The organism is Borreliella yangtzensis (assembly GCF_014201775.1).
Classification (GTDB): Bacteria; Spirochaetota; Spirochaetia; order Borreliales; family Borreliaceae; genus Borreliella; species Borreliella yangtzensis.
This window is the reverse complement of record NZ_JACHFG010000001.1, coordinates 86,670-102,679: the sequence shown is the minus strand read 5'-3', so window position 1 is coordinate 102,679 and position 16,010 is coordinate 86,670. Positions and strand designations below refer to the sequence as shown.

The window sequence follows — 16,010 nt, the reverse complement described above, 5'->3', positions numbered from 1 at the left end:
AAACTTAAATCAAATATAAATCTTTAATCCATCATAAGCTAAATAGATATTGTCTTTTTCTAAATACTCAAATTCTTCATGCATTATATCGTGTGCAATATGTGTAAAGTAAGAAATCTTGGGATTGATTTTTTTAACCTCACAAACAGCCTCTGAAAAATTTAGATGAGCGGGATGAGATTTAATCCTCATAGCATCTATTATAAGTAGATCTAAATTTTTTAAATAATCATAGGAAGCTTCAGGAATAAATTTAACATCAGTAAGATACGCTAAATTGCCTACCCTATAACCTAAACTAATTATCTCTCCATGAATCAAAGGAATTGGTATTATCTTTAAACCTTTAAAAAAAATGGGCTCAAAATCTCTAATCACATTAGGAATAACGTCTGCCTTTCCACTTACAGAAGGTTTGGATGAAAAATTATGCGAAAAAGCATTCATTATATGAACCATAGTAGTATCTCTAGCATAAATGTTTAAAGGAGTATTTCGTGTATAAAACTTAATATCATCAAAACCCATAATATGATCATAATGTTCATGGGTATAAAGCACTAAATCAAGCTTATCTATTTTTTCTCTTAAAAGTTGTTGCCTAATATCAGGACCTGTATCTATCAACAATTTGATGCCAGAAGATAAACTAAGAAAAAAAGAACTTCTCAATCTTTTATTTTTGCTAAAATTTGAAGCACAGACTCTACAGCTACAATTTAACATAGGAACACCACTTGAAGCCCCAGTTCCTAAAAAGGTTCCGACCATATGTTACTACCTTTCGCCTGTAAACATAATTTATTTTAGCACAACATTTTATATTAAACAAAACTAAACTCTTTTAATCAAACCTTCCCTACCCCCCTTTGAAATTTGAAATTAAATTAACACTATTTAATAAGCAATTCTGTAAACTATTTTGGAAAAAGCACTTTTATGCTTATAATTATTTAAGGAAAAATTATTTTTATGGATACGCAAATTTATGAACTCATTTTCTTAACCAGTTTTAGCATATTTTTAATAGTAAATCTATTTAATTTTAAAAAAGAATTTACTTATGAAGACTATTTCATAATATTACCAGGTACATTTTTTGTAATAACTTTATACCTTACAGAAATCAAACCATTAATGTTATACATTGGCAGTATATTCTTAATCTTTATGATAATCACCTTCTTTAAAAACATCAAAACAATAGTAAATAGAAGAAGGCGTAGTAGTAACAGCAACCTTGCAAAAAAATCTAAAGGAATATTTTTTCCAATTTTACTAAAAACAACACTTGTAATACCTGCTATTTTAACTGTTATTATTGCAACCATTTTTTCATACTTAGCACTGTTTGTAAATTATCCCAAAGATGAAAACAATAGCTACCAAATTGGATTCATAAGAATTAAAGATCACAAAAATGATTTAAACTTATCGATTTGGTATCCTATAAGCTCAACATTGGGTTTAAAAAAACAAAACCCATTTCTTTTGTATGAATTTAATCCTTTTTTCATAAACGAAATGAATTATTTACCAAAGAAGGATAATGTATATAAACAAGCTTTTATTAGCGATAACCAAAAACTATATGATTCTATTTTACTTATACTTCCTTATTATTCTCACGATTCAATGTTTAAATCCCTAATCAGCAAGCTTGTTAAAAAAGGAAAAATTGTTTATTTATATTCACCAAAATATAAACATATGAAAAGCTACGATTTTATTAAAAATAGCCATAAAAGTATATTTAGCTATGTAATCAACAAAAGCATTAGCTATTTAATTGAACCTGCTAATATCTTTAATGAAAAAGCTGATATCGCATCTACCGAAAATGATATTCAAAACATTATTGAACTCGCAAAATCAAGTCAAAATTTAAAATTTTTAAATTCAAAAATGAACCTGAATAAACTAACATTAATTACACTGGGAAATCAAGCAAATATTGCTAATTTTATCCTTGAAAAAAACACAAATATAACAAAATATATTAATATAGGGGGCAAACCACAAAAAATAAGAAACTTAAAAAACTTACAATTAATTTTCAAAGAAAACGAACAGGAACTTCCTACAAAAGCTACCAATATAAATTCTATAAAGCCAATAGGCATAAGTAATATTGCAGAAATTTCTGATCTTATTTTTAGCAGAAACTATTTAAAAAGTTTTAATTTCTTGAAAAACAAAAAATCAATGCTATCAAAATTCAATTATATAGTTACTGAAATTAACAAATTTATTGAAGAGGGGAATTAATGGTAATAAAAAAATTTTTGCTATTTGTAATGATCAATATCTTTTTAATAAATAAAGCTCATAGTAATGAAGAGATAATCGAAATAAGCATTGAAGTAGAAAAAGAAAAATATATTCCCTTTTTAATAAGTAGAGGAAAAACTCAACTTGAAGACCTTGTAAAATATACTCTAGAAATAAATCCAGACCTTGACAAAAACTATGTAAATACCATTGCTAAAACTTACATAGATGAATCTTTGATTGAAGGAATTAATTACGACATTGCGTATGCTCAAATGCTACTAGAAACAGGAGCTCTAAAATTTAATGGAATAGTTTCAAAAGAGCAACACAATTTTTCAGGAATAGGTGCTACTAACAATCTTACAAAAGGAAATTCTTTTTCTAATATTACAGAAGGAATTAAAGCTCATATTCAACACTTGAAAGCTTATGCATCAAAACAAAATATCAACTCAAATGTGGTTGATCCCAGATTTTACCTTGTTAAAAGAGGATCTGCCCCAACAATATATGATTTGACTGGGAAATGGGCAAAAGACAAATTTTACGATAAAAAACTTAAAAAAATATTATTAGAACTACTAAAATATAACAATGCAAATAAAAGCTAAAAACTCACTATATGATTTTCTAGAAGAAATATATTTAAAATACAATAAAAAAAAATTTATACATCCTGATCCTTTAGAGTTTTTATACAGGTACAAAAAAAAAGAAGACATTGAACTTGTGGGTCTAATTAGTTCTTCATTGTCACTTGGAAGGGTAGAAAAAATTTTAGAAGCCATAGAAAGGATACTCAAACCACTTGGCAAATCTCCTTCTGAGAACCTTAAGCTAGTAAATAAAAAAGACTTAAAAGAAATCTTTAAAGGATTTGTTTATAGATTTTTTAAAGAAGAAGACATTGCAAGCCTACTATATACCCTAAAAATAATAAAAGAACAGCATCATACAATTGAAAATCTTCTTTACAGTATTTATTATAAAAATCAAAATTTTATACTTAGTATAGATGAATTAATAAAGCATATGGAAAAAATAAATGGAAAAGAATTTGGAATGCTCCTTCCCAAACCTTCAAAGGGAAGTCCTTGTAAAAGACTTTTTTTATTTTTAAGATGGATGATACGCAAAGATGAAGTCGATTTAGGCATTTGGAACAAATTTAATCCTAATAACCTTATAGTACCAATGGACACCCATATGACAAGCATTGCCTCAAAACTATTTAAAATAAAAGAAATAAAAAACATAAATCTTAAAAAAGCAATAAAAATTACGGACTATTTTTCAAAAGAAAATAACGAGGATCCTGTAAAATACGATTTCTCTTTAACCCGATTTGGAATAAATAGAGATTTTAACAAAGAAAAATTACTAAAAAATATTGATAAACTATAAAATTTTATTTACAAAAGATTTAAAATAATAAATACTTAAAACCATTAAAACAAAACCACCAATTTTTCATAAAATAAAAAGGAGAATCTATGAACAATCTTAAAGAAAAAATAAATACTTATAGCAAAATAATTTTAGGGTCTTGGCAATTTGGAGGGGGATATTTTAAACAGGTTAAAAAAGAAACGGCCAAAAAAATATTAAAAAAAGCATATGATCACGGAATTAGAAATATTGATACTGCAAAAGCTTATGGAAATGGAATTTCAGAAAAAATAATTGGTGAAATAATAGCAGAAAATCCAACAATAAGAGAAAATATTTTAATTGCAAGTAAATGCTACCCAATGGAAATTTCAGAATATACAAAGAACTTTAATGAAAGTCTTAAAAATTTAAAAACTGATTATATAGATATTTACTATATACACTGGCCTAAAACCGATTTTGATCTAAGACCAATCGCATCATTTCTTGAAGAAATGAGAGCAAAAGAAAAAATAAAATACGTAGGTGTAAGTAATTTTGAAATATCGCACATGGAAAGCGTAAAAAAAGTTTGCAAAATTGATGTAAACCAAATAGGATACAACCCCTTATTTAGAAATAAAGAAAAAGATGTAATCCCTTACTGTGAAGACAATAATATTGCAACCATATCATATTCAACAATTGCTCAAGGACTTTTATCTAAAGCTAATATAAAAGACAAAAATAAATTTAATGATAATATAACAAAAAAATTGATACTTTTTAAAAAAGAAATTTGGCCTTATACTTTAAAAACAATAAATGAACTTGCAAAGATAGCAAAGAAAAACAACTTAACAATTTTAGAATTAACATATTCATGGCTCAAAAAAACAAAATTAAATGGATTTATAGTGGGCTTCAGCAAGGAAAGTTATGTAGAATCAAACTTAAATTCATTTAAAGCAGAAATTAATGAAGAAGCATACAAAGAGACTACATCAATCTTAGATAATTTTAATCATCAAACACAAAATTTTCCAAACTTATTTAACAAAAAGATTTAAAACTTTATAAAAATAAATATTTCAATTAATACACTTAAAGACAATAGAATTTCCTAAAATTCTAATACCTTCTACGGTTAAATGGATATTAAAAATAAAACTTATATCAATTAATGGCAGAAGTAGGCTTGCATTGCCTCCAGTAATTATCAAATTAAATTCTTTTTTATAAATCTTTTTAATATCATGATAAACACCTTCTATTAAATACTTATATTGATAAAACAAACCACTATTTACGCTCCCAGACGTAGTTCTCTCTAAAAGATTACTTGGGGTGCTTATGGGAAATTTCCTCAAAAGATATGCTTTATCTAATAAAGAATTTAAATTTATCAAAGGACCCGAATTAATAAGACCGCCAAGTATTCCATCATGCCTACTAACAGCAAAAATAGTACAAGCCGTACCAAGATCTACTACTAAAGCATTCTCTAATGAATAATTTTCAATGGCTGCGATAAGATTAGCAAAAACATCTGAACCTAACAAAAATTTACCACTTTTGTAAGGATTAAATGTTAATTTATAATCCAAATCAAAACTAATAAACAGGGGCTTTACCTTAAAAAAAGAAAAAATGACATTTCCAAATATTCCATTAAGAACAGGGACAACGCTGCTTATAAAAACTTGATTTACATTAAAATCAAGTTTTTCTTCAAAAAACCTATAAGCCTCATCATACCCTAACATAAGATTTGTCTTCATTTTAATAAATAAATTAACTTTATTGTTTTTAAATAAGGCAAAAGCAATACTAGTATTTCCAATATCAATTACCAACTCTGCTAATATAGGATCATTCATAAATATTTATTCTTTTTGGAATTTTGTCAAATCTTAATAAAAGATTAAGGATCTTCTTTTTCTTAGGTGTTGCTTTAATAACCAAAATTTTACTCAAAGGATAATACTTCCAACCATCAGAATATATGTAAAACTTATAATCTGTAAACCAATCAATTTCTCTAAATCTTACTAAAGTTGGATTTAAAATATTTCCAAAAAATATATAATTTGAATAATTAATCTCCTGATCAAAATTAATTATAACTTTAGCGTCAGTAATTTCACTGTCTAAAACCTTAGACGCAGCATATATCCATCTTATAGACCCATGGTCAGAAATAAAGATAAATTGGGGAATATATTTATTATCAATAATATCAGAATAATAATTTTCATAAGGAATTTCTTTAACATAATCACTAATTAAAGAATAATAAATAATATTATTTGAAAGCTTTAATATTAAATTATCTTTTAAATAAGATGCTATTCTTTTAAGAATCCCAGAAATCTTTAATGTATACTCAATAACATCAGATGAATTAATACTATTATTTAAAATATAAACTTTTCCTTTATCTGTGACACCAAATATTGTGAATACAAATCTATAAAGTTCCTTTTTAAAACTTGAATAAACAGAATCATCATTGCTAATCTTAAGAAATGTAAGATAATTAAAAAGAATATTGTAAGTTTGATTAAAATCAAACTTAGAACTTAATATTTTTTTAGGATCTCTGAGAATCCTTAACGCATCATTCAATTTGGAAATGTTTTCTGATAAAAAAATTTTTTCTAAAAGACGAGGATCCTCCTTTAAATAAACCACAAGTCTATCTTTCTCAAGAGAGTCAATAAAAGTTTTATTTCTTGATAAATAAGAAAAAAATTTATCAATTTGATCTGAATTAGCATAATAATTTAAACTTAAATAAGTCAGTTTATGTTCATTTTTAACCAATAAAGAATCTAATTTTAAAAATATTGATTCGTGCTCTCCTCTAACTAAAGATTCTGCTAAAAAACAAACCATTAGATTTTCATCAAAGCCATAAGCTCCGTATTTAAACCACCCTCCCTTTGAAACATTAAAATTAACAGGATTATTCCAAGAATCATAAGCACTTTGTCTAAAATTATTTAAAGTGTCATTAAAAATTTTACTATCCACTTCTTTAATTTTTGAATGCATAACAGAATGATCCAATATATTGCTATGATTGCCCTCTATAATGAAATTTGGAACATTTTTCTTTGAAGAATCGATATAAATAACATTACCAATTCTAAATGTTGATTGAGGAGAAATTAAAATATCTTTTTTTCTTATTTTTACATTTTCTCCTAAAAAAACTTTATATTCCAAATTTTCTCCTTGTCTTATTGAAATAGTGGGCTTATCTAATAAAACTGTATAATGATCTTCAACCTCGTAGCTTAACAAAAAGCTTTTTGAAAGATTTGATTCAATACTAAAATTATTTTCTGAGTCAAATAAAAATCCTAAAAAAATATTATTCTCGAAATAAACATAAATACCCATGTCTTGCACTTTATAAGAAATGGGCAAAAGATTTAACCCGGTTTCTAAAACAATAAGTGGGTTAAGCTTGGACAAAAGTATCCTAAGTCCTCTAACATTAATAACAATATCATTTAAAATATATTCACTATTTTCAACCTTGTTATTTACTTCTAATTTTACATCTTTTAAAAAAAATATATTTACATTCAAATTCCTAAATTGCAAAAAGATAACAACAAATAATATTAAAACACCAAGTAATAAATTAAAAACTCCTACCCTTAAAAACCCCTTCATATGATGATTCTAATCGTAAAAAATTAAAATATCAATATTGATTGCATAAAAACAAAAAAAATAATAAACTGTATAAGTTAGCTAGTTGTGTAGGAGCAAAGTATATGAAAATTCCTAAAAATTATATTCCAGGAACAAATCCTTATAAGTCTCTACCTAAAAAACCCGTTATTGAAAACAAGAAAAAAATTACCAAAAAACAAGAACTAATTAATTCAGAAATTATGAAATCACAAGAGCGTATTTTAAAATTATATATGAGACGCCTGCAAAAAAAAGATCAAATAACTCTTCAAAATTTTATTCTAGAAGGACATAAGGTTGGTTCTAAAATTTTCAACAATTTGCCCAAAATATTAAAGGAAATAATAGCTATAATGAATATAGAATCTTTAAAAGTGCTAAAAAAATATACAAAAAATCCAATTAAAATGCTTTACATAAAATTTTCAAGCTGGACCTTAAATAAGCTAATCAAAACACTAGGCATTGAATCTAATAACAATAAAACTGCAAAACATAAATAACCATTTTCAAATTCTTTTTAAAGATCTTACTTATTAAATTTTTTATTCGCGGTTTTTCTTACAACATCTATTGTTGATTTGTTATCAGAATAAATAAAAAAATCTTTCAAGGACCATCTCTTATGATTATTAGACTCTAAAATGTACATTGAATCTAGGATATCTAATGTCATCTTATTGCCACAATAAAATTCGCCAACCATACCCAATTTATCCCCAATAGCTAAACACGCCGCAATATCCCAAAGTCCCACAAAAGAAAAATAGGCCTTATAAGAACCTGTAAAAAGCTTAGCAAAAGAATAAACACAAGAGCCATTAATATGGATATGAGAGGAAACATTGAGATTAAACGACCTTATAATAGACTTTGAAACTGCAAGCAAACTGTGGGTGTTATAACATTCAGAATTAGTAAAAATAAACTTATTAAAATCTTTTTTTAAAGGATAACTACCAATGTTTTTTTTAGCATAAAATACACTATCTTTAAAAGTAATAAAAAACTCTCCGCTTAAAGGGAGAGAAATAGCTCCTTCAATAATTTTTCCACCATTAGCATACGCTAGTGATATTCCATATGAAGGAAGACCTGCTGCAAAAGAAGAAGTTCCATCAATCGGATCAATAATAAAAGTACACTTTGACATTAACGCATCTTTGATATACTCTTCTCCATAAGTATATATTGTCTCTTCTCCAAGAATAAAACTGCCAGGCTTTTTGATTTCTTTAGATAAAAATTGCTCAATCTGTTTATCAACCTGAGTCACAATAGATCCATCAGATTTAAAACTTAAACTTAACTTATCACAACCACTTAATGCAAGCTTAGTTGACTCATTTAATAAAAATATAATTTTTTCGAAATCCCAATCCATTTTTATCTCGATTCTTTTATTAAGAATAAATTCCAAAATTGAAAAAAATCATATCTAAAAGCATAACTTTTGCAAAATTCGCTATTTTTTAATAAATCATCTATAAAACAAAATGTTATAAATTAGAATCTTTTTCTACTAAAGATAGTATAAAAATCATAAATATCTATCCCCTAAAATTTTTTTATTCTCAATCTTATAGACTCAATTAAATAGCAAAAACTGAGAAAATCTATTAAACACAAACTCTTTTTCTCAGCCATATATATCTTACAATTTCAAAAGTAATATCTTTTGATTCAAGTCTAAAATCCCATCAAAATTAAAACCAATGGAATGAAGTAGGGGCTTAAAGAAAATTTCATTTTTCTAGCTTTCATATTCAAAATCCCACACAATAATGTAATACGCATATCACTTTTAAACTCAATAAATAACTATTGAAATAATTTAATACTTCAAAAAGGATTGTATTATTACCAACTGCCATAACATAAAAATTAAAAAATTAATTAATAATTTAAATATATCAAGCAAAAATCTACTCCTATACTACAATCAAATATATATACTAAATAGATTTCAAATTAATAACTTATTATTATATTGCTCTTAAGATACTTTGTGTTCTAAAATAACAGCTTTAAATAACTTTGTTATTAACCTTTAACTTGCTTCTTTTTAATAAAATTTTTAATCTTAAAATCTAATATTTAAGAATATAGACTCTTTAAAAACTAATCAAATTTCTCTTAAACGAGACCCTAACAATACTCATTGTCCTCTATTTTTAATACAACAATAATAAATATCTTTTCTAAAAGAAAATTCTTTTTAAAAAACTTGAGCAAACTCAAAGCTAAATTAATTTCACTTTTAACAACTCAAACTAAAACAATTAGATCCATAAAAACATTTTAAAGACCTTTCAAACACATTAAATAATATTAAATCTCAAATTTTTCCCTTAAAAAATACTATTAATAAAATTTAAACAATTAAAACCTACTATAACTATAATTTCAAACCCTATTATTTAAAATAGGAATCGAAAGTTCAAAACCAAAGGTCTTTTTAGAAACTTTAACTATAGGAGCTCCTTGTCTTCTTTTGTATTCATTTTTAAAATAAAGATTTAAAACTTTATCAACTGTACCTTTTTCAAAATGAAGATAAATTGAATCTACGGATTCATTGTCAATCAAATATCTATTTAAAATATCATCAAGAACTTCATATTTTGGAAGATAATCACTATCTTTTTGGTCAAACTTTAACTCAGCTGAAGGCTCCTTTAAAATAATATTAATGGGAATAATACATTCACCGAACTTTGCATTAATATATTTTGCAAGATTATAAACTTCCGTCTTAAAAAGATCTCCAATCAAAGCTAATCCCCCACAAGTATCCCCATATAGGGTACAATAACCAACTGCGATTTCACTTTTATTGCCAGTATTTAAAAGCAAAGAATTTTGAGAATTACTATAAGACATTAATAAAAGTCCCCTTAATCGAGCTTGTAAATTTTCTCCAGTAACGCCTTTAACATCAAAATAACCTTCAAAAAATTTACTACTTACCTCAAACAAATCTTTTATTGGCATTTCAAGCAACTTAAAACCTAATTTTTTAGAAAGCTCTTTAGCATCAGAAATAGAATCTACTGATGAAAATTTACTAGGCATAGAAATTCCAACCACATTCTCAGCGCCCAAAGCAAAACATGCAAGACACGCAACAAGTGCAGAATCAATACCCCCAGATAACCCCAAATGCACTTTAGAAAATCCCGCAAAATAAATATATTCTCTTAAAACAAGAGATATTGCTAAAATAATTTTTTCAAAAAGTCCATTACATGTATCAAATTTTAAATCTTGAAATGAATCATTAGATATAAAATCAAATTCAAATCCTTTAGCTTGTTTTATCTTTCCAAAACTATTAATAAAAAAACTACATCCATCATAAACTGCAGAATCTTCAACTCCATAAAAATTCGAATAAACAACATCCAAATTATTCTCAACAGCAATTCTTTCAAAGAATTTTAACCTAAGATTATTTTTTTCCCTAGTGAAATAAGACTTGGATGGTACTATTAAATACCGAACCTTCTTTAAATTTTCGCCAAATTGGGGACTTAATTCTCCAAATAACAAATCATCCTCAAAATTTAATACAGCAAATACATTATTCTTATAAATAAAAAACTCGGGTAAATTGTATTTTGATACAGTTAAAATAACTTCATGATTGCTGATGACAGAAATAATATCTACAAATTTATCACTCTCATAAACACTATGACCAAAAACAACTAAAATACTATCATTAACCTGTTTTTTCATAAATTCAATAAATTTACATATATTTTGAGAATATTTAAAACTCTCAAACAACTCAGCATGCTTAGTATTGCCTAAAAACATAGAAGGAAAGACTAAAACGTCTGTACCTTTTAGTAAAGCCTCATCATAATTAATTTTAAAATCAACAATACATTTATCAAAATCTAAAACTCTGTATTTCGTTTGAGCAATGCTTATTTTCATAGGTAAATAATAAGCAATAACACATTAAATTACAATAAAAAAATTTAATAGCTTCGCAAAACCAATACCTATCCATATTTCAACAACATTCTAAAATAATAAGTATTTATAAATGCACTAAAAACACACAAAATCAAAAAATACTCTGATAAATAAAAAAATTAAAATTTTTTATTTTGACAAAAAAATACACACGAACATTTTTGCCAAATAACAATATGTATCAATACAACACTATTGCTGAAAGCTTAAGAAAAATATATAGCTTGCAAATGATCAAAATGAATCAATTTCAGTAAATTTTAAGAAAGAAAAAAATTTGTAAAATCTTTTTTTTAAAGATAAAATGCTTTATCAAAGGAGGAAAAATGGAAAAAAAAGAAACTAAAACCGAAACCGAAAAACCTAACAAACAAGATAACAAAAATACAAAATCTCAAAAAAAAGAAAACTTAAATCTGGTAAATTCTGATAAAAAAATTACCGAGCTTGAAAATGAAATCTCCAATCTTAAAGATTTGTATTTAAGAAAACAAGCAGAATTTGAAAACTTCAGAAAAAGATTAGAAAAAGAAAAAGATAATTTTGTTAAATTTGCAAATGAAACCATAATGAAAGATGTCGTTAATTTTCTTGATAACCTAGAACTAGCTATTAACTCTTCAAAAAAATCTAAAGATTTTGACAACCTATTAACAGGAATAAGTATGATTGAAAATGAAATACTATCAATCTTTGATAAAAAATATAATTTAAAAAAATTTGGGGAAAATGGTGAAAATTTTGACCCAAGTCGTCATGAAGCAATAAGTATTGAAGAGCAAGAAGGTATTAAAAATCCAGAAATAGTAGAAGTATACCAAAAAGGTTATTGCTACAACGATAGAATATTAAGAACAGCAAAAGTTAAAGTTGCTCAAAGTAAAAATTAATTAGAAAAAAGGAGGTTTATAATATGGGCAAAATAATAGGTATTGATCTAGGAACAACAAACTCATGCGTAGCTATAATGGAGCATGGAAAACCAGTTGTAATACAAAATTCAGAAGGAGGTAGAACTACCCCATCTATTGTTGCATACACAAATAAAGGCGAAAGACTTGTGGGACAAGTCGCAAAAAACCAAATGGTTACAAACCCTGAAAACACAATTTATTCTATTAAAAGATTTATGGGAAGAAGATTTGAAGAGGTTGCAAGTGAAATAAAAATGGTTCCTTACAAAATAGAAAAAGGACAAAATGGCGACGCTCGAGTAAACATTTCCAATATAAAAAAGCAAATGTCACCGCCTGAAATCTCAGCAGCAACTCTTACAAAAATGAAAGAAACAGCAGAAGCTTACTTGGGTGAAAAAGTTACAGAAGCTGTAATTACAGTTCCTGCTTACTTTAACGACGCTCAAAGACAGGCTACAAAAGATGCTGGTAAAATAGCGGGGCTTGAAGTAAAAAGAATTGTTAACGAACCAACTGCCGCTGCTCTTGCTTATGGAATTGAAAAAAAACACGAAGAAATTGTTGCTGTTTACGATCTTGGTGGAGGAACATTTGACATTTCAATATTGGAACTTGGAGATGGTGTTTTTGAAGTAAAATCAACCAATGGAGACACACACCTTGGGGGTGATAATTTTGACGATGAGATAATAAAGCATTTAATTTCAGAGTTCAAAAAAGAAAGCGCTATTGATTTGGCAAACGACAAAATGGCTCTCCAAAGACTCAAAGAGGCAGCTGAAAAAGCCAAAATAGAACTTTCAGGTGCACAAGAAGCTTCAATAAATCTTCCATTTATTACAGCAGATGCAAACGGTCCAAAACACTTGCAACATACTCTAACAAGAGCAAAATTTGAACAAATGGTAGACCATTTAGTTCAAAAAACAAAAGAACCATGCCTTAAAGCTATTCAAGATGCTGGACTTAAAGCTTCTGACATCAATGAAGTAATACTTGTAGGCGGATCAACAAGAATTCCTGCTATTCAAAAAATTGTAAAAGATATATTTGGACAAGAACCTAACAAAGGGGTAAATCCAGATGAAGCTGTAGCAATTGGAGCTGCTATTCAGGGTGGTATTTTAACCGGAGAAACTAAAGACATGGTACTCCTTGACGTTACTCCACTCTCACTAGGAATAGAAACGCTAGGCGGTGTGATGACTAAACTTATTGAACGAAACACTACAATTCCTACCAAAAAAAGTCAAGTATTCTCAACAGCTGCTGACAATCAAACCTCTGTTGATATTAAAGTCCTTCAAGGTGAACGTGAAATGGCAGCACAAAATAGAATACTTGGTAATTTCATACTTGATGGAATACCAGCAGCGCCAAGAGGAGTGCCTCAAATTGAAGTTAGCTTTGACATTGACGCTAATGGGATAGTTCACGTGTCTGCAAAAGATATGGGAACAGGAAAAGAACAAAAAATTAGAATTGAATCATCATCAGGACTTTCTGAATCAGAAATAGATCGCATGGTAAAAGATGCAGAAGCTCATGCGGAAGAAGATAAAAAATTAAAAGAAAATATTGAAGCAAAAAATACAGCTAATTCTTTAATTTATCAAACAGAAAAATCATTAAAAGAATATTCTGAAAAAATTTCAAGCGAAGATAAAGAAGCTATTGAAAATAAAATAAAAGAATTAAAAGAAAGTCTTGAAAAAGAAGACATTTCACTTATAAAATCTAGAACAGAAGAACTTCAAAAGGCTTCTTATAAGATAGCTGAAATGATGTATAAAGATTCTTCCCAGCAAAATGCAAGCAGCCAACAAGAAAATAGTACCCAAAGCAATACAAGCGAAGAGGGTAAAGAAGCTGATTACGAAGTTGTTGACGAGGATAAAAAATAGTGAAAAAAGATTATTATGAAATTTTGGGGCTCTCAAAAGGAGCCTCAAAAGATGAAATAAAAAAAGCTTATAGAAAAATAGCAATCAAATATCACCCCGACAGAAATCAAGGAAATGAAGAGGCCGCTTCTATTTTTAAAGAAGCTACTCAAGCTTATGAAATTTTAATAGATGACAATAAGAAAGCCAAATACGATAGATTTGGACATTCCGCTTTTGAAGGGGGAGGATTTGAAGGATTTTCAGGTGGCTTTAGTGGGTTCTCAGACATCTTTGAAGATTTTGGCGATATTTTTGATTCATTTTTCACTGGCAACAAAGGACAAGAAAAAAATAGAAAACATGCAAAAGGTGAAGATGTAGGATATAACATAGAAATATCTCTCGAAGATGCATACTTTGGTTACAAAAATAATATAAATATAACAAGACAAATACTTTGCCATTCTTGTTTCGGGAAAAAATCTGAAAAAGGTTCAAGCCCTTCAATATGCAACATGTGTAACGGCAGCGGAAGAGTAGTACAAGGGGGAGGATTTTTCAGAGTTACAACAACATGTTCTAAATGCTACGGTGAGGGAAAAATAATATCAACCCCTTGTAAATCTTGTAAAGGAAAAGGAAGCCTTACAAAGCAAGAAACTATTCAATTAAACATTCCTTCAGGGATTGATAATAACCAACAAATAAAAATGAAAGGCAAGGGAAATGTTAATCCAAATAACCAAGAATATGGTGATCTTTATGTAAAAATATTGATAAGATCTCATAAAATATTTAAAAGAAATGGTAAAGATCTCTACGCAATGCTTCCAATAAGCTTTACTCAAGCAGCCCTTGGGAAAGAAGTAAGAATAAAAACAATCGCTTCAAAAGATATTAAAATACAAATTCCAAAAGGAATAGAAAATGAAGAACAGATTCTAATTAAAAACGCAGGAATGCCAATTCTTCAAACCGAAAAGTTCGGAAACTTAATATTAATCACTAAAATAAAAACACCTAAAAATTTAAATTCTAATGCTATCAAACTTTTTGAAAGCTTGAGCAAAGAATTAAAAGATGGTGATGAAATAGATTTACTCAAAGTATAATATGTATATAACTCATGCCAATTCAATAATTGAAAGCATAAAAAATAATAAAGGATTTGAACTTTATATATCAAAAAAAAGTTCAAAAACTAAAGAAATTGAAAAACTGGCTAGAGTACAAAATATAAAAATAAGAAGAATAAATACAAATGAACTTAACAAAATTCTTAAAAATAAAGACCACAGGGGATTTGCATTAAAATTAAAACTTGAAAAAAATAAAAATGTAAAAACACAAGCCAAAGACTTTGAAAACTTCCTAGAAACATTAAAAAAAAATGAAAATGCTTTCATTTTACTTTTAGATGAAATAGAAGACCCCCAAAACTTCGGAGCAATCCTTAGAACAGCAGAACAGTTTAGTATAGATCTTGTAATTACTACTCAAAAACGCAGCGCAAAAGACAATTCAACAGTTTTACGAACTAGCTCTGGTGCAAGTCAATATGTAAAAAAATTAACAGTGGCAAACATAAACAACACAATAAATTTTTTAAAAAAAAATGGTTTTTGGATATACACTAGTGATATTAAAGGGCAGGATATAACCAAAATTAAAATAAACGACAGAAAAATTGCACTTATTTTGGGTAATGAAGGAAGGGGTGTACACAAGTTAATAAAAGAAAATTCTGATTTTTTAATAAGGATTCCAACTAGCGGCAAAATAGACTCACTTAATGTTTCTGTGTCCACAGGCATTTTAATCTTTGAAATCAAAAGACAATTAAATCTATTTTAATACAGTATTA

General features: G+C 27.3%; 14 protein-coding genes. 9 read left to right on the top strand and 5 right to left on the bottom strand.

All coding sequences use genetic code 11. From position 1 onward, the window contains the following. Positions 1 to 9: 9 nt before the first annotated feature. Positions 10 to 771 carry an MBL fold metallo-hydrolase gene (locus HNP68_RS00555; protein WP_183219358.1) on the bottom strand — a complete coding sequence of 254 codons (762 nt, stop codon included), beginning with the start codon at positions 769 to 771 and terminating at the stop codon, positions 10 to 12. Between the two features lie 201 nt (positions 772 to 972). Between HNP68_RS00555 and HNP68_RS00550 the strand changes: the two genes are divergently transcribed. From HNP68_RS00550 to HNP68_RS00535, 4 genes are all read left to right on the top strand, one after another. Then, positions 973 to 2,268: a hypothetical protein gene (locus HNP68_RS00550; protein WP_183219356.1), complete on the top strand. Its 1,296-nt coding sequence runs from the start codon at positions 973 to 975 to the stop codon at positions 2,266 to 2,268. Next, complete coding sequence (locus HNP68_RS00545) at positions 2,268 to 2,885, top strand: glucosaminidase domain-containing protein (protein ID WP_183219354.1); 618 nt, start codon at positions 2,268 to 2,270, stop codon at positions 2,883 to 2,885. Before HNP68_RS00550 ends, HNP68_RS00545 begins: the two co-directional genes overlap by 1 nt. Continuing rightward, positions 2,869 to 3,678 carry a TIGR02757 family protein gene (locus HNP68_RS00540; RefSeq protein WP_183219352.1) on the top strand — a complete coding sequence of 270 codons (810 nt, stop codon included), beginning with the start codon at positions 2,869 to 2,871 and terminating at the stop codon, positions 3,676 to 3,678. The genes HNP68_RS00545 and HNP68_RS00540 overlap by 17 nt, the downstream gene beginning before the upstream one ends. 89 nt (positions 3,679 to 3,767) lie before the next feature. Further along, entirely contained in the window at positions 3,768 to 4,715 is a 948-nt protein-coding gene (locus HNP68_RS00535; RefSeq protein ID WP_183219350.1) for an aldo/keto reductase, read from the top strand. A gap of 21 nt (positions 4,716 to 4,736) precedes the next feature. Here the strand turns inward: HNP68_RS00535 and HNP68_RS00530 are convergent, their stop codons facing one another. Continuing rightward, the gene (locus HNP68_RS00530; protein ID WP_183219348.1) at positions 4,737 to 5,525 is read right to left on the bottom strand and encodes a type III pantothenate kinase; all 789 of its coding nucleotides are present in this window, start codon (positions 5,523 to 5,525) and stop codon (positions 4,737 to 4,739) included. Then, positions 5,518 to 7,332, bottom strand: a complete 1,815-nt coding sequence (locus HNP68_RS00525; RefSeq protein ID WP_183219346.1) for a hypothetical protein — start codon at positions 7,330 to 7,332, stop codon at positions 5,518 to 5,520. The genes HNP68_RS00530 and HNP68_RS00525 overlap by 8 nt, the downstream gene beginning before the upstream one ends. Before the next feature lie 104 nt (positions 7,333 to 7,436). On the opposite strand from HNP68_RS00525, the gene HNP68_RS00520 reads away from it, so the two are divergent. Beyond that, entirely contained in the window at positions 7,437 to 7,859 is a 423-nt protein-coding gene (locus tag HNP68_RS00520; protein ID WP_183219344.1) for a hypothetical protein, read from the top strand. Positions 7,860 to 7,885: 26 nt separating this feature from the next. Here the strand turns inward: HNP68_RS00520 and HNP68_RS00515 are convergent, their stop codons facing one another. Together HNP68_RS00515 and nadE are read right to left on the bottom strand one after the other, a co-directional pair. Beyond that, positions 7,886 to 8,740, bottom strand: a complete 855-nt coding sequence (locus HNP68_RS00515) for an inositol monophosphatase family protein (protein ID WP_183219342.1) — start codon at positions 8,738 to 8,740, stop codon at positions 7,886 to 7,888. 1,022 nt (positions 8,741 to 9,762) lie between these two features. Continuing rightward, positions 9,763 to 11,301 carry an NAD(+) synthase gene (gene nadE / locus HNP68_RS00510; protein WP_183219340.1) on the bottom strand — a complete coding sequence of 513 codons (1,539 nt, stop codon included), beginning with the start codon at positions 11,299 to 11,301 and terminating at the stop codon, positions 9,763 to 9,765. A 368-nt stretch (positions 11,302 to 11,669) separates the two neighbouring features. On the opposite strand from nadE, the gene grpE reads away from it, so the two are divergent. Genes grpE through rlmB form a run of 4 tightly spaced genes read left to right on the top strand, consistent with a single transcriptional unit; the run spans position 11,670 to position 16,000 of the window. Continuing rightward, on the top strand, positions 11,670 to 12,233 hold the full coding sequence (grpE, locus tag HNP68_RS00505; RefSeq protein ID WP_183219338.1) for a nucleotide exchange factor GrpE: 564 nt from the start codon (positions 11,670 to 11,672) through the stop codon (positions 12,231 to 12,233). A gap of 23 nt (positions 12,234 to 12,256) precedes the next feature. Continuing rightward, positions 12,257 to 14,164, top strand: a complete 1,908-nt coding sequence (gene dnaK, locus HNP68_RS00500) for a molecular chaperone DnaK (RefSeq protein WP_183219336.1) — start codon at positions 12,257 to 12,259, stop codon at positions 14,162 to 14,164. Further along, positions 14,164 to 15,258 (top strand): molecular chaperone DnaJ, encoded by a 1,095-nt coding sequence (dnaJ, locus tag HNP68_RS00495; protein ID WP_183219333.1) that lies wholly within the window; start codon positions 14,164 to 14,166, stop codon positions 15,256 to 15,258. The genes dnaK and dnaJ overlap by 1 nt, the downstream gene beginning before the upstream one ends. Position 15,259: 1 nt before the next feature. After that, positions 15,260 to 16,000, top strand: coding sequence for a 23S rRNA (guanosine(2251)-2'-O)-methyltransferase RlmB (gene rlmB / locus HNP68_RS00490; protein WP_183219331.1), 741 nt, complete (start codon positions 15,260 to 15,262; stop codon positions 15,998 to 16,000). Positions 16,001 to 16,010: the final 10 nt, after the last annotated feature.

Excerpts from the sequence above, each read along its gene's own strand:
- HNP68_RS00520 (WP_183219344.1), top strand. The coding sequence starts at position 7,437 with ATGAAAATTCCTAAAAATTATATTCCAGGAACAAATCCTTATAAGTCT.
- HNP68_RS00555 (WP_183219358.1), bottom strand. The coding sequence starts at position 771 with ATGGTCGGAACCTTTTTAGGAACTGGGGCTTCAAGTGGTGTTCCTATG.
- HNP68_RS00515 (WP_183219342.1), bottom strand. The coding sequence starts at position 8,740 with ATGGATTGGGATTTCGAAAAAATTATATTTTTATTAAATGAGTCAACT.
- HNP68_RS00545 (WP_183219354.1), top strand. The coding sequence starts at position 2,268 with ATGGTAATAAAAAAATTTTTGCTATTTGTAATGATCAATATCTTTTTA.
- nadE (WP_183219340.1), bottom strand. The coding sequence starts at position 11,301 with ATGAAAATAAGCATTGCTCAAACGAAATACAGAGTTTTAGATTTTGAT.
- HNP68_RS00535 (WP_183219350.1), top strand. The coding sequence starts at position 3,768 with ATGAACAATCTTAAAGAAAAAATAAATACTTATAGCAAAATAATTTTA.
- grpE (WP_183219338.1), top strand. The coding sequence starts at position 11,670 with ATGGAAAAAAAAGAAACTAAAACCGAAACCGAAAAACCTAACAAACAA.
- HNP68_RS00550 (WP_183219356.1), top strand. The coding sequence starts at position 973 with ATGGATACGCAAATTTATGAACTCATTTTCTTAACCAGTTTTAGCATA.
- rlmB (WP_183219331.1), top strand. The coding sequence starts at position 15,260 with ATGTATATAACTCATGCCAATTCAATAATTGAAAGCATAAAAAATAAT.
- HNP68_RS00540 (WP_183219352.1), top strand. The coding sequence starts at position 2,869 with ATGCAAATAAAAGCTAAAAACTCACTATATGATTTTCTAGAAGAAATA.
- HNP68_RS00525 (WP_183219346.1), bottom strand. The coding sequence starts at position 7,332 with ATGAAGGGGTTTTTAAGGGTAGGAGTTTTTAATTTATTACTTGGTGTT.
- dnaK (WP_183219336.1), top strand. The coding sequence starts at position 12,257 with ATGGGCAAAATAATAGGTATTGATCTAGGAACAACAAACTCATGCGTA.
- HNP68_RS00530 (WP_183219348.1), bottom strand. The coding sequence starts at position 5,525 with ATGAATGATCCTATATTAGCAGAGTTGGTAATTGATATTGGAAATACT.